Consider the following 25030-nt stretch of genomic DNA (forward strand, 5'->3'; position numbering starts at 1 on the left):
TATCTTTAAAAACTTTGATCACCTTATCTGCTGTTCCAACAGGAACCGTGGATTTAGTAACAATAACTTTATAATCCTTAATCAGCTTAGCAATGTCTTTGGCAGCTCCCAGAACATAACTCAGATCTGCTGCACCATCCTCACCCGGCGGCGTTGGCAAAGCCAGGAAAATGATATTTGCTTCTTCTATGGCTTCTGCGAGATGTGTAGTAAATTTTAAACGGCCTTGTTCAATATTCCTGTGAAATAACAACTCTAGCCCAGGTTCATAGATAGGCAGTTCGAAACCCTGCATCATCTTCACCTTTTCCTCATTAATATCAACACATATAACCGAATTGCCTGTTTCTGCCAGGCAAGTGCCTGTTACTAAACCTACATATCCGGTACCGACGACGGCTATCTTCATTTATATTTTAACTCTAGTACAAGATTTACATTATCTTCGGCGAAGATAAGAATTAAGTTCCAAAATGCTTTTTTTGTACGATTTAGGTATTCGAGCGTATTACTTTCTTGTACTCCTGGCTTCCCTGAAAAATAAAAAAGCAAGGGCCTGGATTGAGGGAAGAAGAAACATCATACATCGTATTGATAATGAAATCAGTACAGAAAATGAGCGCGCGTGGTTTCACTTTGCATCGCTGGGAGAGTTTGAACAGGGAAGGCCCGTTCTGGAAGACTTCAAATCACAATACCCCGGCATCGCAATCGTTATTACGTTCTTCTCACCTTCCGGTTATGAGATCAGGAAAGATTATCAATTAGCAGATCACGTTTTTTATCTTCCTTTAGATACCCCGAGAAATGCAAGAGAGTTTGTCAGGCTAGTAAACCCATCCATTGCCGTTTTTACCAAATACGAATACTGGTACCATTATTTTAAAGAGCTCCACGATCAGGATATTCCTCTGTTCATAGTTTCCGGGATATTCAGGCAAGATCAGCCCTTCTTCAAATGGTATGGCGGCTTGCATAGAAAGATGCTCATTATGGTATCTTATTTCTTTGTGCAGAACGATCACAGCAAAAATCTGCTTAAAAAGCTCGGGATAACAAACGTTGGTGTAACAGGGGACACGCGTTTCGACCGGGTGGCAAAAAACATCAGCCATGTCACAGAAATCCCTGCCGTTAAAGATTTTTGCGGGGGATCAAGGGTATTTATTGCCGGAAGCAGCTGGCCTCAGGATGAAGTCCTAATTGCCGGGCTCGCTGAGAGGTTCTCAGACTGGAAGTTTATCATCGCCCCGCATGAGATCGATGCGGGACATATCAAGGCAATTGAAAAACTGTTCCCAAATTCTGTAAAATTATCAGAAATAAAACCTGTTACATCCGATAAGCAAGTGCTTATCATCGATAATATCGGAATGCTTTCCAGCCTCTATCAATACGGGGATATCGCATACATAGGCGGGGGGTTCGGAGCAGGTATACATAATACTCAGGAAGCTTCGGCATTCGGCTTACCCGTAATATTCGGGCCTAACTATGATAAATTTCAGGAAGCTATAGATCTGATTGAAAAAGGGGCATCCTTTACAATAAAAGATGCAGAGGAACTACAGCAGCGAATGTCTTATCTTGAAGATCCTGCTGTCAGAAATGAGCTTGGCACTCTGGCGAAGGAGTATGTTATGAGCAAAGCTGGCGCTACAAAGATCATTCTTGATTATATAAAAGAACAGGGATTCTTTAAGCCTTAACCAGGCCTTCCAATGCATCTATCCAAAGAGGGTGATCGTTCAGGCTCTCTACCAACTGAACATGCTCTCCGCCTAATTTTTTAAACTCATCCCCATATTCAACCGTCACTTCATAAACGGTCTCAAGGCAATCAGCTACGAAAGCCGGACAAAATACAAGTAAACGCTTGAAACCATTATTCGCAAGTTCTTCAATCACGACACTTGTGTATGGCTGAACCCAAGGATCTTTTCCTAAACGTGATTGGAAACACACAGTAAATTTATCCGTAGGGATAGAAAGCTGACCGGCAATAAGCCTCGCTGTGTGATGGCACTGGGCAGAATAGCAAAACTTGTTATTATCGGTCAGGGTCGAACAGCAATTGTCAGTTTGGAGACAGTGCTTCCCCGAGTGATCTGATTTCTTTAACTGACGCTGGGGCAACCCATGAAAGCTGAATAATACATGATCATAAGTATCCGGCTGATGCTTTCTCGCATTATCGGCGAATACTTTGATCATGAGCTCATTGTCATGGAAAGAATTCACAAATGAGATATTCGGAATAGTTTTCCATTTAGATACCAGCTCCATCACTTTCTGCAGAACTGAGCCTGAGCTCGCGGACGCATAATGAGGAAAAAGCGGCAAAACCCTGATGCTTTCAACCTGTGCATCCTTCAAATTCTTTAACGCAGATTCAATAGAGGGGCTCTGATAACGCATAGCAAGCTCCACATGATACTCATCTCCTAATTGCTTCTGAAGCAGCTCTTTTTGCAGCAGGCTGTAATGCATCAAGGGCGATCCTGTTATTTCAGACCAGATCTCTTTATATAGTTTAGCAGATTTTGGCCCCCGGAATGGAACTATGACACCTTTCACCAACATAGTGCGTAAAACCGGGTTGACATCAATAACACGCTCATCCATGAGGAACTCGTTAAGATATTTTCTTACGTCTGCAGTGGAAGGACTGTCGGGAGTGCCCAGATTAACAAGTAGTACACCTTTTTTATTCATATGCTTTTAAAGAGCGGCAAAGATAATCCTGAGATCCAATAGAAAAAAATGCATCTGCTGATTTGACTTTAATAAAACAATTATTTATCGGCCTCCTTGAGCTTCCAAAGCCGCCACCAGGGGGTTCCGGGTGAATCGTGATGTTCATAATGGTAGCCGAAAAAATAACAGGTTATAAAGGCGTACATATGGTTCTTGTCCTGAGTCCGCGACTGATATTGATTATCATGCTCGCCATGGTGGGGAACCCAGGTGCCAAAATAGAAGAGCTGTAAAGTGCTGAGCAAAGATGGCAGCACCCAGAATAATAGCAGATTTGTTTCAGCAACCCAGATCTTCAGAACATTAAAGATGATTGCCATTAACACTATCTGCCACCATGAAATATACTCCCTGATAAAATTGAAGTACCACGCAAGAAAGCTTCCATGATGATAGTCCGGATCCCTTTCTGTGTGGACATGTGCATGATGCTCATGGTGTTTTGTATGAAGCTTTTTAAATGGGAAGCAGGCGTATAGTATAGTGCAGACCTGGCCAAGGAAATTGTTCAGTGATCTGTTCGCCGATACCGTGCCGTGCATAGCATCATGTGCGGTGATAAACAGCCCCGTGTACAAATGCATCTGAACCAGGATCATAACATATACTAAGGGATTGCTGAAACTAAACTCCCAGTTCATCAGAAGCACAACGGAAATGAGCCATGCACTGATAATTGAAAAGGCTGCAAATACGCCAATATTTGATCTCACTGCAGACATAATTTAAGGCTTGTTTAATACGCTTCCAGTGCGTTCTTCACTTGTGTCATCAGCCACATCGGAGTAGATGTAGCTCCGCAAATACCGATCCGGTCACCAGGATTAAACATCTCCTTGTTTAGTTCGCTTTCGTTAGATACGAAATAGGTGTTAGGGTTAAACTGGAGGCAAACTTCAAATAATACTTTACCATTCGAGGATTTCTTTCCCGAAACAAACACGATATGATCGAAATTCTTAACGAACTTCCTTAATTCCTCATCTCTGTTTGAAACCTGACGGCAGATCGTATCATTAGCCTTGATGTCATACCCTCTGCTTATAAGCTCCTCTTTTATCTGATAGAACTTTGCCGTACTCTTTGTAGTCTGGCTGTACAGGGTAAACTTGTCAGGCAGGTCAACGTCCTCCAGCTCAGCTATGTCTTGAAAAACGATAGCCTCGTTATTTGTCTGGCCCTGCAGGCCTATAACTTCTGCGTGGCCATGCTTGCCAAATATCAGCACCTTCTCTTTGCTGTCGTGAGTATTTTTTATCCGGTTTTGAAGCTTTAATACAACAGGGCAGGAAGCATCAATCAGGGTAATATTATTCTCAAGGGCTAGCTTATACGTCTCTGGCGCCTCGCCATGAGCACGAATTAAAACCTTTTCGTTCTTTATCTGGGCCAGCTCTTCATGAGAAATGATTTTCAAACCTTTTTCCTTAAGACGCGCTACCTCTTCGTCATTGTGTACAATATCGCCAAGGCAATATAAATACCCATCTTCTGCAAGGATATCTTCAGCCATATCAATGGCATACACAACCCCGAAGCAAAAACCCGAATCCTGATCGATGGTTACCTGAAGATTATATTTCATCCGTTTATTTTTTGCTTTTTAATGGAGATGAAGCTATCATGATTTTATAATCATACTCCTGCGGTTTTGGCAAAATCATGATGGTTTCATTTAAAGAGTAATTGAGCTGCAAACGATTATAAACACAAAAATACTAAAATCTTTTCAGGTACCCCATTTATTCAAGATGATAAAGAAACACACCTGTGCCGCGAAAAAAACAATTGCAGAACGGTTTTGCTTCTTAAAATTCAAGCTTAAAAAGGGAATGAACATTATGAAAGAAACGATAAACCATCCCAAATAGTTCTGCAGGGGAATAATTCCTCCGCTCCAGCTCCAGTAATCATACCGGATGGCGACAGGCTCGATAAGAAAATCAATACCAACCAGGATCACAGCACCCAGCAGCGCCAGCAAATACTTATTTAATCGGAAAGTGCTGAGGACAACGCCGGTAGAATATACAAGGATCAGCCAATTTACGCCGATAAGCAGTGGGGTTTCCCAAAGCTTAAATCCAAGGGTGCCTCCATAGGTATAAGAACCGAAGATCAGGCCGGTATTTACGCCAGCTACTTCAATTAAGAACCCGGCTGTAAAAACGATCAGGGCAAATAGCCTGAAATTTCCTGAGCGGTCATACCCTGAGATCATCAAAAGCGCCAGCATCAGCAGTAAATGGAAAGGCACCAGCTTTATGAAGAAGCCCGTTAAGTCCGGATCCAAAAAACCATATAATCCCACTATATGAAAAAGGACGATGACCAGGCTGCATATATTCTCTTTGGTAAACATTAGATTCTGATTGGCCTTCCCTTCCAGACTATAGTTTTAGTGAAATACTTTTTCACCGATATTACTGCAATGAATAACATGGAAAGTAATTGTACAGGATGCAGGATGATATTAAGCCAGACATTCTGGCCAGACATCAGCGAGATCATGACCCGGCTCAAAATGATCAATGCCATGGCAAAAAATAGCAGCTCGGCGCTTAGAATGTACGCCATGGCAAGCGGACCAAGGATCACCAGCAGGAGGTAAAGGAACAAGCCGATAACGTTATTATTAAACCCTGCGAGCAGGTTCTTGCTAAATCCCCGGAAGGCATCCGTAAAGTTCCTGTACATCCGGCAAAAGACATAGCCATTGGCCAGCAAAGCTTCCCCTCTGAATCCCAGCCCCTTTACCGACCTCATTATTTCAATATCTTCAACCACTTTTTTCTTCACCATTTCGTGCCATTGGTATTCCTTGTAATTCTCAGCTTTGAACATCATAAACTGACCGCTTGCAGCAGAGAAAGCAGGGCTTTTAGATAACCTGACCAGTCGCAAGGGCAATAGGTTCAAAAGGATGAAGTGCATCAGGGGCACGATCATCCGCTCGCCGAGCGTGACCATAACCTGGTTTGTAAAGAGGCTTAACAGGTCAAGGCGATAAAACTTCATCCTGTGTACTGCATTATTTAGTAAGCCATCGGCTACCGTTTCATCTGCATCCAGGAACATTAAGAATTTTCCCCGGGCTTCCTGAGCTAACTGGTAACAGGCATAATTCTTTCCAAGCCAGTCCTTCGGAAGCTCCTTGCCCGGAACCACCCGGAAACGCTTATCGGATGCAGCGAATTTCTCACAGATCTCTAAAGTCCGGTCTGAAGAATGATCATCAAGCACAATCACTTCATAATGCGGATAATCCTGTTCGCGTATGGATTGCAGGAGGTTGAGGATATTCTGTTCCTCGTCCCTTGCGGGGATTAGAACAGATACGAAATCATCGTACTCTCTCGGTGAGCTGGTAAGCTTTGGGTTCGAGATAAAGTTGAACAGGGTAACGGTAAACCGAAGGATCAGAAAGAGAAAAATGAAATAGATCAGTATCATAGTTACACCCCGTGCGCGCTTTGCTTTTGGCGCGATGCTTCATAATGTTTATTGTAAGCGCTCTTTATCAGTTGGAGGCTCGTAAACTCGGCACCCTCCCAGTCCTGCAAATAACAGGTTAGCGATGCCTTGCGGTGTTCAAAATAGTCAAGAAAGTTAGCTGCGAAAATATATTGAAACTTCCTTTTTGAAATGTTTATCATATTCATCAGGCCTTTTTGAAATTGTATATCGTCTGTGTGGTTTGAATAAAGCTTGCCTTGCGGAAAGAGCAGAACCAGGTTATCCGCATCATCCAGTAAACGGCCGGCATACTCAAGTGTTTCAATTATGCTCCGCGAATTCTTTTTTACAGAGAAGCTCCCCAGGTATTTCAAGAACCATACCTTTTCATAATTCTCTTCTGTGATCATCACATGGAATTTCTTCCGGAAGTAGACCTTATTGACATGAAACATTAAGAATCCATCCCACCATGAAAAATGATTGGCCAGTAAGAGAATAGCTTTGTCCTTTTCGAAGCTCACCTCGTTAAACTCCAGCTTCCGGAAATCAGAGCCGATGATCCGGCTGATGTACCAGGAAAAGAGGGAGTGGATGAGTTTGTTCCGGCGGGGTTCAAGCATTGGTGGTTGGTTTTGCCGCGCTGCGCCTGCCTACCGCAGGCAGGCTCGCAATGACAGCAGAGTAAGTTAGTTACAGCAACTAAGATAATAGAAATGAGCTTTATTGAATCAAATCGTCAACTATTTTAGCTGAAAGCAGGGCCAGCGGGATACCGCCTCCCGGATGGACACTTCCCCCGGCGAAAAACAAACCATCTATTTTGGAGGAGAAATTGGCGTGCCGTAAAAATGCGGCGAACTGATCGTTGGAGCTGCTTCCGTACAGCGAACCCTGATAGGAGAACGTCTGCGAATCTATGGTGCGCGGATCGAGGATCTGTTCTGACACGATTAAACTGGCAACATCTGTTTTAAGAATGCGTGACAATTTCGACAGGATATTGCGCCTGGCGGCAGCGATCAATGCATCCCAATCCTGACCTGAGTTTGAGGGTACATTGATCATCGTAAACCAATTTTCACATCCCGGGGGTGCATCAGATGTCTGGATCTTGGAACTGATATTCAGGTAAATGGTCGGATCTGCACAAACATCTTTCTTCTGCCAGATATGCCGGAATTCAGTTTCATAGTCTTCCGTAAAAAAGATGTTATGAAGTTCAAGCTCTGGAAAAGACTTGTTAATTCCCCAATAGAATATCAGGGCAGAGCTGCTTCGCTCCTGGAGGAGGATCTTTTCCGGAGCCGGGATATTCTTAAGAAGCTTTCTATAGGTATACCAGACATCCATATTAGACACCACTACGTCGGCCAAATGCGAAGTTGCACCAATTCTTACGCCAGCAGCTTTCCCCTCACGCAGTTCAATCTCATCTACATAAGTGTTGAAATGAAATTTCAACCCACAAGCTATAGCCAGGTCAGCAAGCGACCTGACAATCGAATACATCCCTCCTTCCGGAAAGTATGCTCCAAAGTGCTGTTCAAAATGCGGGATGACATTTAGTGTGGCCGGTGCCTGATAAGGATCGGAACCGTTATATGTGGCGTACCTGTTAAATAAGCGAACAGTTTTTGAATCTTTAAACTCCGCCGCATTCGCCTGGTTCATCGTACGGAAAGGGTCTATCCGGGGGAAGCGAAGCACCGATCTCAGCGTGGTCAGGTTAAAGTAATTCCTCCATTTATGCAGCGACCGCTGAAGGAACACAGGATCAGTTATGTTGTATATCTGCTCACTTTTATCAAGGAAATCGTGAACGGATCTGGCAGTATCGGCAGTTTTATTTTCAATCTCTTCAGAAAACTTATTCCTGTCAGCATAGGCCTTGATCTCCGTGCCATCTTCAAAAAAGTATTTGCAAACAGTATCGAGCCGGATGTATTTGAAATGATTCTCTGGCTTTTTGCCCGCAAGCCTGAAAAGCTCATCGACATACTGAGGCATGGTAAATAGGCTGGGGCCTGCGTCGAAGCGGAAATCGCCCGATCTGATCTCGGAAAGTTTGCCTCCCGGCTCAGCTCCTGCTTCATATACATCTACCGAATACCCCTTAACCGCAAGTCTGATAGCCGTTGCGATGCCCGCGATACCGGCGCCGATAACTATTGCTTTTTTTGCGGCTCCGGACATCTGTTTCGCTAATCGTTATTCTACTTCTCGCATCTCATATCTCGCATCTCGTTTCCCTCTTCTACTTCAAAACGTCGAGTACGTTAAACAGCTTCTGTCTCGCTGCCGAGCTGCTTCCGCTGTAGTTATTCATCATAATGGAAAAAACCAGAGGCGTTCCGTTAGCGCTGGTCTGATATCCGGCATAAGCTATCACATCACCGATGCTCCCGCTTTTCACCCTCATATTATTATACACCGGAATGCTTTCGTAATAAAGCTGGAACCATGGTTCCTTCTTAAGGGATTGGAGAATCTGTGCCATCGACATGGTAGTGATGCGGTTAGCCGGAGATAGCCCGCTGCCGTCATAGATATTCATTGCATTTTTGTCAATGCCCAGCTTCTTGTTCCAGAAATCTTTGATCACGCTCACTCCCTCAGGTGTGGTGACCTCCTTACCCTGTTTCCAGGCGATGGTTTTTACCAGGTGCTCTCCGTACAGGTTAATGCTTTTCTGATTAAACCAGTAGACTATCTTCTCAAGGGTGGGTGAGGTGTGGGTATCTAAGATCTTAGTATCCGGCTGGAATGTGAGTTTATCGGCCACAAGCTCCCTTGCGGTAATAATTGTTCCCGCACTGATGCCGACAGCTTTTAACCTGTTCTTAAGAGTTTGTGCGAGGTCAGTTGCCGGATCCGGCACAGACGCTGAGATCGCCTTTTTAAGATCAACCCCATAGGTGCCGCGTAAATAAACAACATTAGAATAAGGTGCAGAGTATACGTAAACATTATCGCCTGTCCCTGCTTTGCCGCTTGTTACTTCGTTCACAATTTTCAGGTAGCTCATGTCCGGCTCCGTCCGCAGGAGCGCAGCTGGCTGACCGACAATGCCAGGCCGGAATATCAGGTCAAACTGGTTTTCACGCCAGGTTAATGTAGAGGGCCCTGCACCATAATAGTTGCCCATATCCTGCCATGTCCAGCCGCCAGGCATAGTTTGAGTCCCGAATAAACGGTCATCGGCAATTATCCGCCCGGTAAGCCTTTTGATGCCCGCTCTTGACACGGCATCAACCCATCTTTTTAAGATAGTTTCGCTTTTTGTCTGATCATAACGGTCACTGCCCAGGCTCGGGTCGCCGCTGCCTTTAATAATAATATCTCCGTTGAGGGTACCAACACCGGAAATAGCGCCAGTGTAGCCCAGTGTGGTTTCCCAGGTAAAATCCTTACCGAGTAAATGGTAGGCTGTAGCAGCGGTTATTGTCTTTAATGTAGATGCCGAAGCGAGGCCGGTATTTCCGTTTTCAGTAAAAATAACTTCTCCTGTTGACGCATTCAATACGGTAAGCGAGGCTGTACCGAATGCAAGCTGCTGATCGGAAGCAAATTTCTTATAGGCGCTCGCGATTCGCTGCGGGAGCGGCTGAGCGGAAACATTGCAATTACAAAGGATCAGGAAAAGGAAAACAAGGTTTCTCATGGATGGGGTATTTTAGGACGCTGGTAATGCTTACAAGCGTAAAATTAAATCATTTGTTCGTTGATAGCGAAAATAAATTCCCTATCAGGGTCCCTGTACGGATCAGATTTGCTTCTGTATCCGCAATGGCTGAAGCCAGGCCTGAAGGCTCATGGCCGATGGATTGCAAAACACTAAAATGCTGATCTAATTCCGCATTGCTGCCAAGCGGCACGCGGCCGGCAACTCCCACAACGGGTATATTGTGCTTTTTCGCCAATACAGATACAGCGAAAGGCGCTTTGCCCTGGAGCGTTTGAGCATCGAGGCTGCCTTCGCCGGTTATAACAAGGTCACAATTTTTCAGGCTCTTTTCGAAACCGGTTAGTTGTAAAAAGTGCTCAGCCCCGGCAACCAGCTCAGCATTGCAAAAGGCATGCAGCGCAGCAGCAAGTCCGCCGGCAGCCCCGCCATGTTTTACCTTGTCCATGTTATTGCCCGTTTCCTTAAAACCAAGGGCAGATATATTCCCGAGTATTTTCTCCAGCTCAGGAACATCTGAATCTTTTGCCCCCTTCTGCGGTCCAAACACTGCCGCCGAGCCGTTTTCCCCTAAGAGATAATTATCTACATCGCAGAGGACGATGATCCTGCATTTGAAGATCCGGCGGTCAATTGCAGAGATATCTATCCGTGCTAATTGAGAAAGATCTTCCGGTATCGGGTAAGGCCTCACCCCCGCCTCTCCAAAGGAGAGGAGCCTGTGTAAGGGAGAGTCATTGGCATCAAAGAATTTCACCCCAAGGGCGCTGAGCATCCCGGCGCCGCCGTCTACGGTCGCTGATCCTCCCAGGCCAATAATAATAGTAGAAACCCCCTGATCGAGTGCGGCCAGTAACATCTCCCCGGTCCCCGCGGATGAGGTTTTGAATGGGTTTAGCTCATCAGTATTCAATAAGCGGATCCCTGAAGCATCAGCCATTTCAATAACGGCAGTCTTGCCTTTTTCGATCAGCCCGAATGATGCCTGTATTTTCCTGCCCAGCGGGTCGTGGACCTCAACCGGCACCGCAGTACCCTTAAACTTATCAATAATTAATTGTGCAGTCCCGTCCCCGCCATCCCCGACAGGGAAGCACTCTGTAGTACACGAAAGCTTCGAGCTTTGCAGCCCTTGTCCGATTGCAAGAGCAACCTCCGGGGCATTAAGACTATTTTTAAAGGCGTTTGGGGCTATGAGGATATACATAAAATGCTGAATATTTACTGATAAGTAAATTCATCTGGCACAAATGTAGGAAAAGGGAGTAATCTCTATGCCTACTTATTTACTACATTAACAGGGCTGCCTTTTAAGTAAGACGCTAAATTCTGCGAAGCTAAGTCCATTAACCGCGACCTTGCCTCTTTGGTTGCCCAAGCTATGTGAGGGGTAATGATACAATTTTTAGCTTTGAAAAGAGGATTATCATCTGACGGTGGCTCGACCGAAAGCACGTCAATGCCGGCACCAGCAATGATACCTTCATTTAATGCATTTGCAAGATCACGGTCAACTACAAGCGGCCCGCGTGAGGTGTTCAGCAGAAATGCAGAAGATTTCATGGTTTTAAGGCTTTCACGATTGATCAGGCCGTTTGTTTCAGGAAATAAAGGGCAGTGAATGCTAACTACATCCGATTCCCTTAATAGTTCCGGCACTTCTGCCCATCTGAAGTTCTTACGTGCTGATTGATCAGTTTTAGTTCTGGATGAACCTATAATATTCATTCCAAATGAACTGGCAACATCGGCAACCTTCTGACCAATACGGCCAAACCCTATAATGCCCATCGTCTTCCCTTCCAGTTCTACCAAAGGAAACTTCCAATAGCAAAAATCTGGAGAGGTCGCCCAATCACCTGCACGAACCGAATCACTGTGCTCCTGAACGTGTAAGGAGAGTTCAAGAAGCAGTGCTATTGTCATCTGAACTACCGAAGCAGTCCCGTAGCCTGGTACATTAGCAACGATTACCCCATTTGCCTTCGCATAGTCAACATCAACGACATTATAACCGGTAGCCAACACCCCTATATATTTAAGACCGGGCAGGCGTTTCAGAATATTCTCCCTGAGTGGTGTTTTATTCGTGAATACTAATTCTGCATCTCCAACTCTTTCCAGGATCTTATCTTCCGGTGTGCGGTCATAAACTTTTAAATCTCCCTGTTTGCTTATTGCTTCCCAACTTATATCGCCCGGGTTCAAGGTATAACCATCCAGTACAACTATCTTCATTTCTATCTTCAAATTATCAATTAATCTACACTCTTGCCCAGGCTTCGTTGAGAGTCCTTTTGGCATTTGCTATAACAATTTCAGGATCTTCATCACCGAAAGGCCTGATCTCAAAACTGACCACCGGTGGTTTTTCAGTATTTAAGAACCCGATTTTAAGCAAGAGCCTTAAATAATCTACAACTTCATCCACATCATTCTCGCCGTTAGGAAATCCAAAACGAGGATGTACATCTCCATAAGCTGGCATATCCGGACTTTTAACAACGCAATTTCCAATATGTGCATGCACGATATAATCTTTCACAGGTAACAAAGATTCTTCTATGGTTTCATGTATCAAAGGAATATGGCTCAGGTCTACCATTAACCCGAAGCTAACATATTCTTGACGTATTTCTTTGGCATACCGAAGAGCTAAACTAACCGGACCAATCAGGCTTTTTTTATCGACGTCGTAGTCAAACACCTCTAAAGCGATCTTCATTTTACCCTTGGTTGCCGCATAGGCACATACCTGTTTTGTAGATTTTACAAGCGCCTGAAAGGATTCTTCTTTTGTAGACTCCTCGTAGGTGCCACTTAAAAATGCAAAACTTGAAGCTCCAACTTCGTAGGCTTCATCTATGCCTTGCTTTAGGTTGGCGATGGCCTGAAGCCGCCCATCCTCATTCAGGTCATTAATATTCAAGCCTGTAGTTAAGAGCCGGGGTTGCGCTCCATAAGCTACAGTCATGTGTGAACTTTCGAGCATCTTTTTAACTGTTTCCCGCTCGCCAGCATCCTTTACTGTAGTTATTTCAATTGCACTGAAATAATCGTCAAGAACGATTTTTCTCACTGTTTCAACAACCGGGCCCTCGCCTTTGATCGTAGCTGGGAATGCCATAAAATGCACCAACCCAACTTTCATATATTTATAAAGTGATTCGTTCATATCATTTAACTAAGGTGATTATTTGCCGCTGTTTTTTAAATCGCTTTTGATAGTGTTAATCAGTTGAAATGCTACAGCCGCATCTTCTGTCAACTGAGAATATAGCCTATTCGATATAATATCTTTTGTGATCAGTTTACTGCCGCCAACCGCGCACACACCACTTTTAAACCACGATATAAGATTCTGTGCGTTCAACTCAATACCCCCTGTTGGCAAAAAACTTATTCCAGGGAACAATGCTTGTACCGCCTCTATGTAGGAAGGGCCCAAGGTATTTGCCGGAAACAATTTTACAATCGTTACGCCTGTTTTTTCAGCCTGAATGATCTCGGTTGGTGTCATACACCCGGGAATACACAACAGGTTGTTTTTATCTGATATCTCGATTACAGGTTCGAATATTCCTGGCGACACAAGAAACTCAGCACCTTCTTCAATATATGCCTTGGCAGAATCAACATTCTTAATGGTGCCAATTCCCAAATACATTCCCGGCATTTCGGAATCGCAGGCTTTACGCATCTCTTTGAAATTCTTCATTGCCGCTTCACCCCGGTCTGCATATTCAGTAGTTCTGATCCCGGCATGGTATAATGCTCTCATCAATTCAATACTGACAACAGGATCATCCGAATAATATAATGGTACAATACCCTGTTCAGGGATTAACTTTAAAAGCTCTGACTTTTTATTCATCTACTACAATTTATATCCTTGTCGTGCGATTAATTTCCACTGTCCCTTATTCTTTTGCCATATCATCAAATTTCCGAATTTGATCTCTACAGCTTTGCCGTTATTTACCGCCTGAGCAGTAGCAATATGTCTGACTATAGCATCCTTGCCAGTAATTCGTACTGTCTCATCACTCAGTTGAAATGATTTAAAGAAGTTAGGCCCGACGATCACCCCGTGTATGAAGGCTGCCTTATTCTGGATAAGCCCACTCGAATGGCAATAACTTAAATCATTATGTGCCAGTCGGTCTAAAACAAGACTGTCTGTTGCAATTATGGCATTGTTAAAAGTGCTAACGATTTCAGCAATTATTTTCTGATCCTTGCTCTGTGCAAATGTGCTATTGACGATAAAACAGCAAATGACGAATGTAATTATTCCTTTTCTCATAGTTATTTAGTTACTGATGGTTTCAATACAACAAGGTCAGGGTCCTGTTCAGGGGGGAGCTTCCGATGCCAATATGAAGCGAGAATTGACCCGGTTATATTCATTAAAGGGCCGAAGATCATTGGTGCCAGACCTACCGTTTCCAGTTTACCCATACCATAGGCCAGGCCTTTAGCTAACCCTGCATTTTGCATTCCAACTTCGATAGCTATGGTCCGACAGTCACGCTCATTCATTTTAAACATGCGCCCTGACCAGTATCCCAAAGTATAGCCCGCTAAATTATGGATAAGCATAAGCAGTATCAGTACCGGGCCAACCTGTAGAAGGCTATCTCTTCCCAATGCAGTCACAATAATTATAATAAAAGCGATCCCGAACATGGATACTAATGGCATGACAGACTCCAGCCATTTTACTTTCTTACTTAAATACTCATTGAACAGCAGAGCAACACCTATCGGGAGAATAACCATTTTAATTATATCCCACATCATGTCAAGAACGTCTATTTCTATAAAAGAACCTGCTAATAATTTCATCAGCAGAGGTGTTACGAAAGGAGCCAGCATGGTTGATACTGCAGTTATGGTAATAGAGAGCGCAAGGTTTGCTTTAGCGAGATATGAAATAACATTTGACGCAACCCCATTAGGGGAGCAACCGATCAAAATTATTCCCGCCGCTATTTCCGGGGGGAAATTGCTCATATTAGCTAGACTGAATCCCAACAAGGGCATAATAATAAAATGGCTTACTACTCCGATCAATACACCTTTTGGAGATTTAAATATCCCCACAAAATCCTTAAAACTCATTGTGGTTCCCATCCCAAACATAATCAGCTGGATCAGGGGCGTAATCAGTAATGACAGCTTAAAACCATTGATTTCGATCAGGTATTGGGGAAACATCAGAGCAGTAGAAACTACCCCAATGATCATTATCGGATAAGCGAACCCTTTCAACGCGCTGGCACCCCTGATACCTATAGCAAGTGAAAGGAGGGCAGAGATCAAAAAAGGTTCAGCCAATCTCCTATTGTCGCTTGCATAGAAAATAACAGCAGCAACCAAACAAAAGGCTCCCAGGCCCAATACTATCTTAAATATCAGTTTCATTCGGCTTTGATTAATTAACTACCATGTTCTTTTTAACATAAACTTGTCAAGCTGCTCCCGGCTTATCTTTTTTTCGGAAGGGTTTTTAGCCAGCCAGGCAAGATATTCCTTTTTGATCTCATCGCTCCATTGAGTATCTACCTGATCTGCTTTGTAACGTCCGTTTTTTATCATTTCATGACCAAATCGATCTTTTGAAGCGATAAATTCTGCAGTTGAAATAACTAACTCAGCCATATGAGCGGGGATGAAAACAACTCCTGCTTTCCCCGCTATGACTAAGTCACCGGGAAGGACGATAGCCTGGCCGATCGTAACAGGGGTATTAAGACCCATTAACAAAACGCCCTGTAGAAACTGGGGAGCAAAATCACGAACAAACGCATTAAAACCTTTTATTTCTTCGAGGCCCTCCACATCACGGGCGAAGCCATCGAATACTACACCATTGCCTGAGTTCCTGTAGATTGCGTTTGCTAAATTATCTCCCATCAATGAACCCACACGGCCACGGTTATCAGCTACATATACGTCTCCCTGGGTCAGCATATTGATCGGCCAATGGAGGTGACGACCAGCGCGACCATCCTTGGCCGCCCTGCCGGAAATATTTTTTTCAAGATCCGGGCGAAGCGGCATATAACTAGCGGTAAGCGCCCGGCCTATTACCGTTACATCATCATGAAGCATTTTCCAATTTCTTTCATATTGATATAGATAACCCTCATTGTTTAAAATCTGCCAGACCTCTTCTATGCCAATAGATTTTGCCCGGTTTAAAAGGTCTTCAGGTAATTTGGGACGGCCGTCTGCGAAACGTTCTCCTTTCCACTCAGATGTCAGAAAGATCAATTCCTCCCTAGGGATGGTTTGAGCCAATAGTGTTAACGGAAAAAGCAGAACTACTGCAAAAGCCAAAAAGTACAGTTTAAATTTCATGTTATCTTTTTTATTATGTGATGTTAAGCTTTGCGAGGAAATTTCCAGATCTTCAACGCGTTTTTTCCAAGGATCAGTTCCCGGTCCTCATCGCTATAAAAATCACAGTATTTATCTACAAATTCTAACTCCTTATCCATGGGCAATTCCCAACGCGGACGCGGATAGCCAGTTCCCCATATAATTTGCTTAGCCCCAAACTCTTCATAAATAGCTTTGTAAAAAGGTAGTGTATCAGTATAGGGATAAGTTTTTATCTCCGACATTTCATAGGGCTCTGAATTGCTTATCCAAACCTGTGGGAAACGCTTGAGCTTAAACATTTTTCTGAACTCCGGCCAGCAGTCGGCAGCTTTCAAATCTGGCTTCCCTGCATGATCAATCACTATTTTAACTCCGGGGAAACGCTCAGCCATATCCTCCAGCATCGGCATTTGATGCGGTACGATATAATAATTAAAAACAGCACCAAGCTTTTCCGCCTCTTTCCACAGCGGGTAATGGGCTGGCGAGTTAAGCCATTTTTCTTTCGGATGATAGATCGGACTAAAACGCATTCCCTGGAACCCATGTTCTTTCACCCAATAGCGGAGGTTATCCGCAATCTTAGGATCTGCCGGATTTAATAATCCGTGAGCAACGAAATGTTTTGGATAGGTTTTCAGACAGTTCGCCATGTAGGAATTATCCCAGCCATAATATCGTGGATTGATCAGTACACCGTATTTCAAGCCAAAGTCTTTCATTTGCCCGATCTGATTCTCAATGGGAGCTTCAATTTGAACTTTTAAATTCGGGTTTTCGGGATGCTTGAAGGGGAAGCGTGGGTCAAAATTCCATGTTTCAACATGTGTGTCGATTATTAATCTTTTTTTTGCCGGATGACTTGCCAAGACTCCTTCAAGTGGTCTAAAAGCAGCTACCAGAGGCAGAGCAGCTAAACCTTTAACGATATCCCTTCTGTTCATATGATTATATTTTAATGAATTTTAAAAAATTTGCTCCATCCAAACCATTCAGTTCGACCTTTCTTTCATTCCCGATTTGAAGGTTCTGCGTCCTTTACTTATCGCTCCCAATTGATTCCTGAAACCACAACGCCTTGTTTCATCTAATCTTTAACAACTCAAATTACCATCCTCTAGTTATTTTTTACTACTGGTACTAACCTTACAATCAGTCCGGTATCCTCGGTCATTATGTATAAGAATTTGTCGGGACCGAACTTCACGTCTCTTATCCGTCCAATATTCTGAAGAAGTATTTCGTCATGTACAAATTTGTCGTCTTTCAATTCAGCCCGAAGCAATGACCGTTTTAACAAACCGCCGATAAACACATTTGTATCCCATCCGGGATAACGTTCACCTGAAACAAAATCCAGATCAGAAGGTGCAAAAGTCCAGTGATGAACGGGGGCTTCAATACCTGCACGCAGAGAATCTTTGGCGAGAACAGCGCCACTGTATTCCAGGCTATAACTTACCTCCGGCCAGCCATAGTTAGCCCCGGGTTTGATAATATTAAGCTCGTCTCCACCTAGTTCGCCAAACTCAGTTGAAAAAAGCTTCCCAGTTTTTGGATTAAGTGCTAACCCCTGGTGCATGCGGTGGCCGTACGAAAAGATCTCCGGCAAAGCGCCTGCTTTGTTTACAAATGGATTATCTTTCGGGATACTACCATCATCATTAAACCTCAATGTTTTGCCGGCTACGGTTGAAAGATCCTGTGCATTTGTTCGGGGGCCTGCTATTCCGGCAGTCATAAACAGAAAACCGCTTTTGTCGAACTCTATCCTGCTGCCATAAAAGAATGCAGACTGATTAAACGGACCACCTTTGTATAGAATTTTTTCATCAATCAGTTTATCACCCACGAGCTTCGCCTGCATCAGGGCCGTGTATCCTCCCAAAGGCTTAACCGGATCAATATAATAGGTAATGTAAACAAGTGAGTTTTTTGCAAACTGAGGATGAAGTTTAATATCCCGAAGCTCTTTAGGCACATTGCCACCAATCGGATTTTCCTGCATCTTACCATTTTTGACCTGGCGCAAACGGCCTGAACGCTCGGCGATGAGAACTGAACCATCAGGCAGGAAGACAATACTCCAGGGCAATATCAATCCTGAAACGACCGTATCAACCATGAACCGCTGCTTTTCGGAACTGTACACATTCAATACCTTTGAAGGAAGAGGGAAATATTTACTCGGGAATGTGCGATTAATCGAAAACCCCTTAACAGGCAAAGATTTGGGCAGAACATTCACCGGATTGCCCAAGTCTGCATTCCCGAGCTGGCGTATATACGAGATGATTTGCCATCGTTTATCTGATGACAAAAGAGATTTGAATCCCGGCATAGCACCTCTTCCTTCGGATAATTTCCAAAATAATGCACCATCCTTCTGAGAAGCCACCCCCTTACTATGAAAATTCGCAGGCTTTACTTCGAAAGTCATCCCCGGTGCACCTTCACCTGATCCATTTATTCCATGGCATGAAGCACAATATAAATTGTACATCTTTTCTCCCTCACTTAGTAGTGCCTGCGGAGCAACTTTCGCCCCCCAACGTACGGGATATGGGTTACGTAAGGTATCTGCCCATGCCGGTGCACGCCAGGGATCCTGAGTAACATGCATAGTTCTGAATGATACAAAGGATACGATTACCGTCAGACAGATAATAAATGAAACAATTTTCTTATACATCCTCAGGCTATTTAATTAATTATTGAAACTTTAAGACTCCAAAAAATTCAGGGAGATGGAAATTGGGCCTGTCATTTTTTATCACCGACCACGTCATATAATGTATATTCGACGTGTTCTCAGCAATCTTATAAAAATTACCTCTCCACTCAATCCCCTTAGCGGGCTGGGTTACTGTACCATGTTTTTTCAACATGTTAATCGGAATCCTGCATTCAAGCGTCCATTCGCGGGGTTCTGTCATTTCAGGATTTACCGTTTCAGGCAGGGTATGTGCTATTTCAATTAAACGAATATCCTGTTCGTTTACTCGTTTATCACGACTGCCGCTATAGGCAAGCAAAGGCGTGCCGCCGCCATTTACTTCAAGGTTGAAATATTTTAATGGCTCATCTGCATCTGGCGAAAAGAAAAATTCGACAGCTGAATCCCTCCACACCGGACCATTGATTTTATCAGTTACTATTTTTATAAAACGATCATTAACCTTGTAAATAATATACAGGTTGTCCTTATCATACATCATTTTCGCTTGTGCAACAGGAATAAATGAGGGAGTTTTACCCATAAAATTCTTAATGTGCACTGATTTGACCCTTCGCCACGCAGGTTTATTCCAGTTTGCATCAATCTGGATAGACTGTTTTAACTTCTTGACCTTATACGCTGCCAGGTCTGCCTTCGGCATTTCCTGAGCGGTAGATGTTACCAGACTGCCCAATAAGATTACTGACAACAAGCTATATCTTAATATTCTCTGCATATATTATAAATATACACTAATCAGGTTGCCAACGGCGGCCCACCGGGAATCTGAACTCTTTCGCGGACAGCTTTCGACTTATTCCGGGTAGCAGTAAAGGTTGCAGTCCTGTATTCACCCAAATGGACATTTCCGGACAAGGAGTCGCCAGCTACTACTCCGGAGAATAGAAAGCTAAGGCTATCGCCTGCAATAGGAATAGTGGTCCTGAGTCTCACCTGGTCACCGTCTATTGTACCATTCAGATTTCTTACATCCAAATCGCCCCTATGCGTACCGCTCAGCCAGTTCCCTTCCTGTTCGATAGTGAACGAATGATCGCTTGTACTGCTGAAGAATTTCATATTCACATTCCACCGTCCGGAAAGATTTGCAACAGGTGTAGCCATTTCAGGTTTGGGGCTGCGTTTCTTCGAGAGCACTTCAAACAGGCGGTCGGCTACGATCTTTTCTTCTCCAGCCTGCATTTGGCCGGTTGTAATATTAACCGTGGTTGTACCATCAGATTGATCACGGGCCGCAAGGGCAACCCGGGGCTTATTCCTTCCAAGCTCTTCAGCGATATCGAAAGCTGTAACATTCAATTTTGCAGGGTCCCAGCTAACAGTTAAAACTGGCGATTTATTCCCGAGGCCTGCTGGCTCAGTGATGATTGTTTTGATCCCCGATATGCCAGAGACCTTTTTCTCCATGGTATCTATCCAGCCCATCCACTTCTTCCAATCACCCTCGTGATCACGTTTCGTCCAGTCCTCCACTGCGGCAAGCATTCCAATCATCTCCTCGCGCCCGACTTTATTGTCGCGACCAGGACCATGATGGGGGGAACTCGCCTGCCACGCCGACATTAATATAGCTTTGTCACCCAACAATAATCCAGCGCACTGAGGACCGCAAATAGCTTTACCTCCGCTGTAGGCAACTATCGTGGCGCCACGTTTAAGATGGACAGGTGGAATAGTGAGGTTCTCTGCTGCGGCATCTACCAATACCGGAATGTTCTTTGGCTTAGCTATACCTGCAATTACTTCAAGCGACAGCGGTTGTCCGGTCGCCGACGTACTGCTAGTAGTCAGATAGATCATTGCCGTTTTCGGATTAATTGCTTTTTCCAGCTCTTCGGCCGTAGTTACATGCACAATCTTAACCCCGATATTTCGTATAGCATGGTCATAGGACGTCCTTGCATATCTCGGGATAATTACTTCAGTCTTCTCAAGGCCCGTAAGGTCCGGAATACGAATAAGGATTTCAGGATTTCCCCCTGTTACGCAAGCGGCGGTAACATGTTTAAGGCCTGCAGCACATCCGGCTGATACCATCCCCCATTCAGTTCCGGTCAGATCGGCCAGCTTTTGACCAATACCGTCAGCTAATTCATCATACTGCACGAAATTGTGTGCAGCGGCTTCCATAGCTGCACGAACTGCCGGGCGTTCTATAGACCCGCCAATGATGGTATAAGTACCCATGCAGTTTATTACCGGCTCAACACCGATGGAACGGAATATATTTGTTTTGGCCATAAAAGATCCCTCCGTTACGACTGCGGCAGCGGACTGGCCCGCGGGCAAAACATTGTTGCCTTCCAGGGGAGAACCCACTAAATCTTTCGATAACAAGCCACCCGTTAAAGGGAGTATGGCCATGCCTTTAATTGCGTTTCTGCGTTTCATATTTTTAAATTAATCCTTTTCTATTGTTTATATTGAATTGCTCCAAGCCCATTTAGATCCCATACCACCTTTCCCGCTCTTACAGTTAATTCAGCCTCCAACTTCTTGTCCCCTTCGATCCTATTGTTGCCAGAATCGACGAAACCAAATTTTCCAGTTATTACATTTAACACGGCAATGTCTGCGACTGCCCCCACACTTAAATTCCCAAGATCCTCGCGTTTTATTGACCTGGCGGCGTTCCAGCTCCCGCGGGATATCACCTCATTGATGTCCATTCCCATGTTTAAGTACTTCGACATCACGTTGAGCATGTTTTTCATGCCCGAATTCATACTTGTACGATGTTCATCGGTGCCGAAGGAGTTTGGGAGCAGCCCCTGTTTCATAGCTGGAATGGCCTGGTTAAACCAAAACCCGCCGCCGCCATGTCCCACGTCAAATAGTACGCCCCGTTTTTGGGCATCCAATACAAATGGCCTGACCTTACCCTTTTCGTCAACAACGGTCATACGCTCAGAAACATTCTCGAAAGCATGTGTCATAATATCTCCTGACCGCATATGTTTTAACTGATCTTCAAGGGAGTATTGTGGAAGATGGCATTCAACAAAAAGAGGCAAATTAGAAATCCGTGCTGCTTCGGATGCCCGATCGAAAGGCACCCAACTGGTTCCCTCATACCGGCCGATCCGTACTCCTGTTATAATGTCGGGATTATCCCTTATCATTGCCACTGTTTTTTGGACATCCATCTCCTCGACATTCTCCTGAGCATTATCAACCGAGTATCCCGAAGCTGCGATACTTAAAAAGGCCAGCACGCGTGTTACTGATTTATCAATTATTTTCGATTTAAAATCCGGAAATGTCCGCCAACCTGCAGTGCCCGCATCTACAACTGTAGTGATTCCTGCGCGTGGGCCAAAAGCATCAGGTAACTGGCTGGATGTACCATCAGTAAACCCTGCATTACTTCCGGCAAACACGTGAGTATGGATGTTAATTAGTCCGGGGCTTACATACAAGCCAACCGCATCGATTACCTTCTTTGCTTCCTGGGCTGGTATATTGGCCGCTACTTTAAATATTTTGCCGGCAACAATAGCCACATCCATCTTTGAGTCGATCCTATTTTTAGGATCGATCAAGTGTCCTCCCTTAATTAAAAGGTCGATCTGTTGGGCGACAGCAATACAAGGAGTCAGTAAAAACAAGAATCCAACAACTGCCATGGCCCGATTCGGAAACCGAAGCCCTTTGAGAGATATTACCAGGTTCATCATATTAAGTATTTACTTTGGTTAACAAATTAGTTTGAGGCTACCGGCATAGTCCATTCGGGCACACTCAATCCATTCAGGTCCCATACCACGCGCCCTGCGCGAATAGTAAGCTGGGCCTCTAGTTTTTCAGTTCCTATTACTTTACTTCTACGAACATCCATGAAGCCGAATTTGCCTTTTTCAAGATTAAATACTGCGATGTCGGCTTCGGTGCCCACACTCAAATGGCCCAGATCAGGACGCTTAATCACTTTGGCGGGATTCCACGTTGAGCGTAAAATAACATCCTGAAGCGGCATCCCCATTGCGAGAAATTTAGACATCACATTGCTCATGTCTTTCATGGCACCGTTCATGCTAAGCTGGTAGAGGTCAGTACTGATGGTATTAGGGGAAAAACCCTGCTTGAATGCTGGTATGGCCTGGTTAAAATTAAAAGCTCCTGCGCCATGTCCCACATCGAATACAATACCTCTTTTCTGCGCAGCAAATACAAAAGGTTTTACTTTGCGGGTAGCTTCATCCACTATCGACTCACGGCCGCCGTTTATTTCCGAAAAAGTATGGGTAAAGATATCTCCAGGTCGGAAATGTTTCATAAATAATGATTCTATCGAGTTTGTCGGAGTATGCTCGCCAAAATCGACAATTACAGGTACATTAGCAAGCTTTCCCGATTCCACTGCTTTATCGACTGAAGTAAAGTCACCCCAATAATGCGCAGACTTAATCCCGACCAACACCCCCGGATATAAGCGCTTGATCATATATGCGTTCATCACCGGGTTCATGTCGTTAACATCCTGTTCTTCATAACGGCTTAACATACCACCTCCTACAACGTTTAAGAAGGCGAGTATCCGGGTTTGTGACTTATCTATTGTAAGTGACTTATAAAGCGGGAAGTTTCTCCAACCGGTAGAACCTGCATCGACAATTGTAGTCACCCCTGCCCGAAACGAGAAAGCATCCGCTTGCGGACGACCTGGAGATAAAACATGTGCATGCATATCGATAATTCCGGGTGTAACGTACAGCCCGGTTACATCGATCGTATTTTTAGCTGTATTTGAAGGAATGTTATCAGCTACCCGAAATATCTTTCCCGCTACAATCGCAACATCCAATTTTGAGTTGATATTATTCTTTGGATCAATGACATGGCCGCCTTTCAACAAGATATCGATTTCCTGGGCATTTACTGTTGAGGGCGCAACTAAAACGAATAGTCCAATGCAGAGAAGTGCTTTTTGAGAGCAACTTAGAAGTCTCTTATATGATATTATAAAATTAATTTTCATATGCCTGCATTTTTTAATATAATGTATTTCACTTCGCTGAAGTCCAGACAGGCACACCGGCGCCGTTTAGGTCCCAAACAATATTGCCCGCCCGTACCGTTAACTCAGCCACCAACTTTTGATTGCCCTGAATTTTTGTTCGTCGTACATCCATATAGCCGTATGTGCCGCTTTTGAGATTAAATACAGCAATATCCGCATCTGCGCCGACGCTTAAATGACCCAGATCAGGGCGTTGTATCACATTTGCCGGATTCCAGGTCGATCTGAGAATAACGTCCTGAAGGGACATCCCCATTGCCAGGAATTTCGACATCAGGTTGCTCATATCCTTCAAAGCAGCGTTCATACTTAAGTTATAAAGATCGGTACTGATCGTATTGGGCATAAAACCTTGCTTTAGTGCTGGTATGGCCTGACTAAAATTAAAAGCTCCTGCTCCGTGTCCCACATCAAATATGATCCCACGTTTCTGCGCAGCAAATACGAAAGGTTTTACTTTTCGGGACTTTACATCTACAATGGCTTCACGGTCCCCATTTATGTGCTCAGAGAAAGTATGCGTAAAAATATCCCCAGGCCTGAAATGTTCCATAAACAATGATTCTATGGAGTTAGCCGGTTTATGCTCACCAAAGTCTACAATTACAGGCACACTGGCGAGTTTTCCCGATTCAACGGCTTTATCTACTGATGTGAAATCGCCCCAGTAATGAGCAGATTTAATTCCAATCAGGATTTTTGGGTATAATCGACTGATCATATTTGCATTCATTACAGGATTCATATCACTGACATCCTGCTCCCCGTAGCGGCTTACCATGCCGCTGCCGATCACATTCAGGAACGCAAGCACCCTAGTTTGGGCCTTGTCTATTATCTGGGCTTTGAAGAGCGGAAAATTGCGCCAGCCCGAAGATCCGGCATCTACCATGGTGGTTACACCTGACCTGAAAGAAAAAGCATCAGGCAACTGCCCGCCAGGAGAATTAGCTGAAATGCTGTTCGTATCAGTACCGGCAAA

The 25030-nt window shown here is 44.3% G+C and carries 24 protein-coding genes; 1 reads left to right on the plus strand and 23 read right to left on the minus strand.

Features of this window, described 5'->3' with window-relative positions; all coding sequences use genetic code 11:
• The coding region (locus tag WKF69_RS08660) for an NAD(P)-binding domain-containing protein (protein WP_340381202.1) at positions 1–409 on the minus strand (409 nt) is incomplete at its 3' end.
• 64 nt (positions 410–473) lie between these two features.
• Between WKF69_RS08660 and WKF69_RS08665 the strand changes: the two genes are divergently transcribed.
• A complete protein-coding gene (locus WKF69_RS08665) occupies positions 474–1709 on the plus strand; it encodes a glycosyltransferase N-terminal domain-containing protein (protein ID WP_340381203.1) in 1236 nt (411 codons plus the stop codon).
• Here the strand turns inward: WKF69_RS08665 and hemH are convergent.
• The 22 genes from hemH to WKF69_RS08775 all read right to left on the minus strand — a co-directional run.
• Positions 1699–2715, minus strand: a complete 1017-nt coding sequence (gene hemH / locus WKF69_RS08670; RefSeq protein ID WP_340381204.1) for a ferrochelatase — start codon at positions 2713–2715, stop codon at positions 1699–1701. The genes WKF69_RS08665 and hemH overlap by 11 nt on opposite strands.
• 80 nt (positions 2716–2795) lie before the next feature.
• On the minus strand, positions 2796–3479 hold the full coding sequence (locus WKF69_RS08675) for a fatty acid desaturase (RefSeq protein ID WP_340381205.1): 684 nt from the start codon (positions 3477–3479) through the stop codon (positions 2796–2798).
• Positions 3480–3493: 14 nt separating this feature from the next.
• Complete coding sequence (locus WKF69_RS08680) at positions 3494–4342, minus strand: 4-hydroxy-3-methylbut-2-enyl diphosphate reductase (protein WP_340381206.1); 849 nt, start codon at positions 4340–4342, stop codon at positions 3494–3496.
• Between the two features lie 144 nt (positions 4343–4486).
• Positions 4487–5119, minus strand: a complete 633-nt coding sequence (locus WKF69_RS08685; protein WP_340381207.1) for a carotenoid biosynthesis protein — start codon at positions 5117–5119, stop codon at positions 4487–4489.
• Positions 5119–6210, minus strand: coding sequence for a glycosyltransferase family 2 protein (locus WKF69_RS08690; protein WP_340381208.1), 1092 nt, complete (start codon positions 6208–6210; stop codon positions 5119–5121). The genes WKF69_RS08685 and WKF69_RS08690 overlap by 1 nt, the downstream gene beginning before the upstream one ends.
• Positions 6211–6212: 2 nt before the next feature.
• Complete coding sequence (locus WKF69_RS08695) at positions 6213–6836, minus strand: lysophospholipid acyltransferase family protein (RefSeq protein WP_340381209.1); 624 nt, start codon at positions 6834–6836, stop codon at positions 6213–6215.
• A gap of 100 nt (positions 6837–6936) precedes the next feature.
• Positions 6937–8409 carry a 1-hydroxycarotenoid 3,4-desaturase CrtD gene (gene crtD / locus WKF69_RS08700; RefSeq protein WP_340381210.1) on the minus strand — a complete coding sequence of 491 codons (1473 nt, stop codon included), beginning with the start codon at positions 8407–8409 and terminating at the stop codon, positions 6937–6939.
• Between the two features lie 61 nt (positions 8410–8470).
• Entirely contained in the window at positions 8471–9877 is a 1407-nt protein-coding gene (gene dacB, locus WKF69_RS08705; protein ID WP_340381211.1) for a D-alanyl-D-alanine carboxypeptidase/D-alanyl-D-alanine-endopeptidase, read from the minus strand.
• Positions 9878–9926: 49 nt separating this feature from the next.
• On the minus strand, positions 9927–11105 hold the full coding sequence (locus tag WKF69_RS08710) for a glycerate kinase (protein ID WP_340381212.1): 1179 nt from the start codon (positions 11103–11105) through the stop codon (positions 9927–9929).
• A 71-nt stretch (positions 11106–11176) separates the two neighbouring features.
• Positions 11177–12136 carry a D-2-hydroxyacid dehydrogenase gene (locus tag WKF69_RS08715; RefSeq protein WP_340381213.1) on the minus strand — a complete coding sequence of 320 codons (960 nt, stop codon included), beginning with the start codon at positions 12134–12136 and terminating at the stop codon, positions 11177–11179.
• Between the two features lie 25 nt (positions 12137–12161).
• Positions 12162–13073: a TIM barrel protein gene (locus WKF69_RS08720; protein ID WP_340381214.1), complete on the minus strand. Its 912-nt coding sequence runs from the start codon at positions 13071–13073 to the stop codon at positions 12162–12164.
• An 18-nt stretch (positions 13074–13091) separates the two neighbouring features.
• A complete protein-coding gene (locus tag WKF69_RS08725) occupies positions 13092–13772 on the minus strand; it encodes a bifunctional 4-hydroxy-2-oxoglutarate aldolase/2-dehydro-3-deoxy-phosphogluconate aldolase (RefSeq protein ID WP_340381215.1) in 681 nt (226 codons plus the stop codon).
• Between the two features lie 3 nt (positions 13773–13775).
• On the minus strand, positions 13776–14204 hold the full coding sequence (locus WKF69_RS08730) for a nuclear transport factor 2 family protein (protein WP_340381216.1): 429 nt from the start codon (positions 14202–14204) through the stop codon (positions 13776–13778).
• A 2-nt stretch (positions 14205–14206) separates the two neighbouring features.
• On the minus strand, positions 14207–15325 hold the full coding sequence (locus tag WKF69_RS08735; protein WP_340381217.1) for a bile acid:sodium symporter family protein: 1119 nt from the start codon (positions 15323–15325) through the stop codon (positions 14207–14209).
• 18 nt (positions 15326–15343) lie between these two features.
• On the minus strand, positions 15344–16264 hold the full coding sequence (locus WKF69_RS08740) for an RraA family protein (RefSeq protein WP_340381218.1): 921 nt from the start codon (positions 16262–16264) through the stop codon (positions 15344–15346).
• A gap of 23 nt (positions 16265–16287) precedes the next feature.
• Entirely contained in the window at positions 16288–17232 is a 945-nt protein-coding gene (locus WKF69_RS08745) for an amidohydrolase family protein (protein WP_340381219.1), read from the minus strand.
• A gap of 173 nt (positions 17233–17405) precedes the next feature.
• Positions 17406–18980, minus strand: coding sequence for a PQQ-dependent sugar dehydrogenase (locus WKF69_RS08750; protein ID WP_340381220.1), 1575 nt, complete (start codon positions 18978–18980; stop codon positions 17406–17408).
• A gap of 19 nt (positions 18981–18999) precedes the next feature.
• Positions 19000–19743 (minus strand): carbohydrate-binding family 9-like protein, encoded by a 744-nt coding sequence (locus WKF69_RS08755; protein WP_340381221.1) that lies wholly within the window; start codon positions 19741–19743, stop codon positions 19000–19002.
• Positions 19744–19763: 20 nt separating this feature from the next.
• On the minus strand, positions 19764–21419 hold the full coding sequence (locus WKF69_RS08760; protein WP_340381222.1) for an aminotransferase class V-fold PLP-dependent enzyme: 1656 nt from the start codon (positions 21417–21419) through the stop codon (positions 19764–19766).
• Between the two features lie 20 nt (positions 21420–21439).
• Positions 21440–22705, minus strand: a complete 1266-nt coding sequence (locus tag WKF69_RS08765) for an amidohydrolase/deacetylase family metallohydrolase (protein WP_340381223.1) — start codon at positions 22703–22705, stop codon at positions 21440–21442.
• A 26-nt stretch (positions 22706–22731) separates the two neighbouring features.
• Positions 22732–24006, minus strand: a complete 1275-nt coding sequence (locus WKF69_RS08770; protein ID WP_340381224.1) for an amidohydrolase/deacetylase family metallohydrolase — start codon at positions 24004–24006, stop codon at positions 22732–22734.
• A 28-nt stretch (positions 24007–24034) separates the two neighbouring features.
• Positions 24035–25030: amidohydrolase/deacetylase family metallohydrolase (locus WKF69_RS08775; RefSeq protein ID WP_340381225.1), on the minus strand; the 996-nt coding region annotated here is incomplete at its 5' end.

Source organism: Daejeonella sp. (assembly GCF_037719425.1).
Taxonomy (GTDB): domain Bacteria; phylum Bacteroidota; class Bacteroidia; order Sphingobacteriales; family Sphingobacteriaceae; genus Daejeonella.

Excerpts from the sequence above, each read along its gene's own strand:
- WKF69_RS08665 (WP_340381203.1), top strand. The coding sequence starts at position 474 with ATGCTTTTTTTGTACGATTTAGGTATTCGAGCGTATTACTTTCTTGTA.
- hemH (WP_340381204.1), bottom strand. The coding sequence starts at position 2,715 with ATGAATAAAAAAGGTGTACTACTTGTTAATCTGGGCACTCCCGACAGT.
- WKF69_RS08675 (WP_340381205.1), bottom strand. The coding sequence starts at position 3,479 with ATGTCTGCAGTGAGATCAAATATTGGCGTATTTGCAGCCTTTTCAATT.
- WKF69_RS08680 (WP_340381206.1), bottom strand. The coding sequence starts at position 4,342 with ATGAAATATAATCTTCAGGTAACCATCGATCAGGATTCGGGTTTTTGC.
- WKF69_RS08685 (WP_340381207.1), bottom strand. The coding sequence starts at position 5,119 with ATGTTTACCAAAGAGAATATATGCAGCCTGGTCATCGTCCTTTTTCAT.
- WKF69_RS08690 (WP_340381208.1), bottom strand. The coding sequence starts at position 6,210 with ATGATACTGATCTATTTCATTTTTCTCTTTCTGATCCTTCGGTTTACC.
- WKF69_RS08695 (WP_340381209.1), bottom strand. The coding sequence starts at position 6,836 with ATGCTTGAACCCCGCCGGAACAAACTCATCCACTCCCTCTTTTCCTGG.
- crtD (WP_340381210.1), bottom strand. The coding sequence starts at position 8,409 with ATGTCCGGAGCCGCAAAAAAAGCAATAGTTATCGGCGCCGGTATCGCG.
- dacB (WP_340381211.1), bottom strand. The coding sequence starts at position 9,877 with ATGAGAAACCTTGTTTTCCTTTTCCTGATCCTTTGTAATTGCAATGTT.
- WKF69_RS08710 (WP_340381212.1), bottom strand. The coding sequence starts at position 11,105 with ATGTATATCCTCATAGCCCCAAACGCCTTTAAAAATAGTCTTAATGCC.
- WKF69_RS08715 (WP_340381213.1), bottom strand. The coding sequence starts at position 12,136 with ATGAAGATAGTTGTACTGGATGGTTATACCTTGAACCCGGGCGATATA.
- WKF69_RS08720 (WP_340381214.1), bottom strand. The coding sequence starts at position 13,073 with ATGAACGAATCACTTTATAAATATATGAAAGTTGGGTTGGTGCATTTT.
- WKF69_RS08725 (WP_340381215.1), bottom strand. The coding sequence starts at position 13,772 with ATGAATAAAAAGTCAGAGCTTTTAAAGTTAATCCCTGAACAGGGTATT.
- WKF69_RS08730 (WP_340381216.1), bottom strand. The coding sequence starts at position 14,204 with ATGAGAAAAGGAATAATTACATTCGTCATTTGCTGTTTTATCGTCAAT.
- WKF69_RS08735 (WP_340381217.1), bottom strand. The coding sequence starts at position 15,325 with ATGAAACTGATATTTAAGATAGTATTGGGCCTGGGAGCCTTTTGTTTG.
- WKF69_RS08740 (WP_340381218.1), bottom strand. The coding sequence starts at position 16,264 with ATGAAATTTAAACTGTACTTTTTGGCTTTTGCAGTAGTTCTGCTTTTT.
- WKF69_RS08745 (WP_340381219.1), bottom strand. The coding sequence starts at position 17,232 with ATGAACAGAAGGGATATCGTTAAAGGTTTAGCTGCTCTGCCTCTGGTA.
- WKF69_RS08750 (WP_340381220.1), bottom strand. The coding sequence starts at position 18,980 with ATGTATAAGAAAATTGTTTCATTTATTATCTGTCTGACGGTAATCGTA.
- WKF69_RS08755 (WP_340381221.1), bottom strand. The coding sequence starts at position 19,743 with ATGCAGAGAATATTAAGATATAGCTTGTTGTCAGTAATCTTATTGGGC.
- WKF69_RS08760 (WP_340381222.1), bottom strand. The coding sequence starts at position 21,419 with ATGAAACGCAGAAACGCAATTAAAGGCATGGCCATACTCCCTTTAACG.
- WKF69_RS08765 (WP_340381223.1), bottom strand. The coding sequence starts at position 22,705 with ATGATGAACCTGGTAATATCTCTCAAAGGGCTTCGGTTTCCGAATCGG.
- WKF69_RS08770 (WP_340381224.1), bottom strand. The coding sequence starts at position 24,006 with ATGAAAATTAATTTTATAATATCATATAAGAGACTTCTAAGTTGCTCT.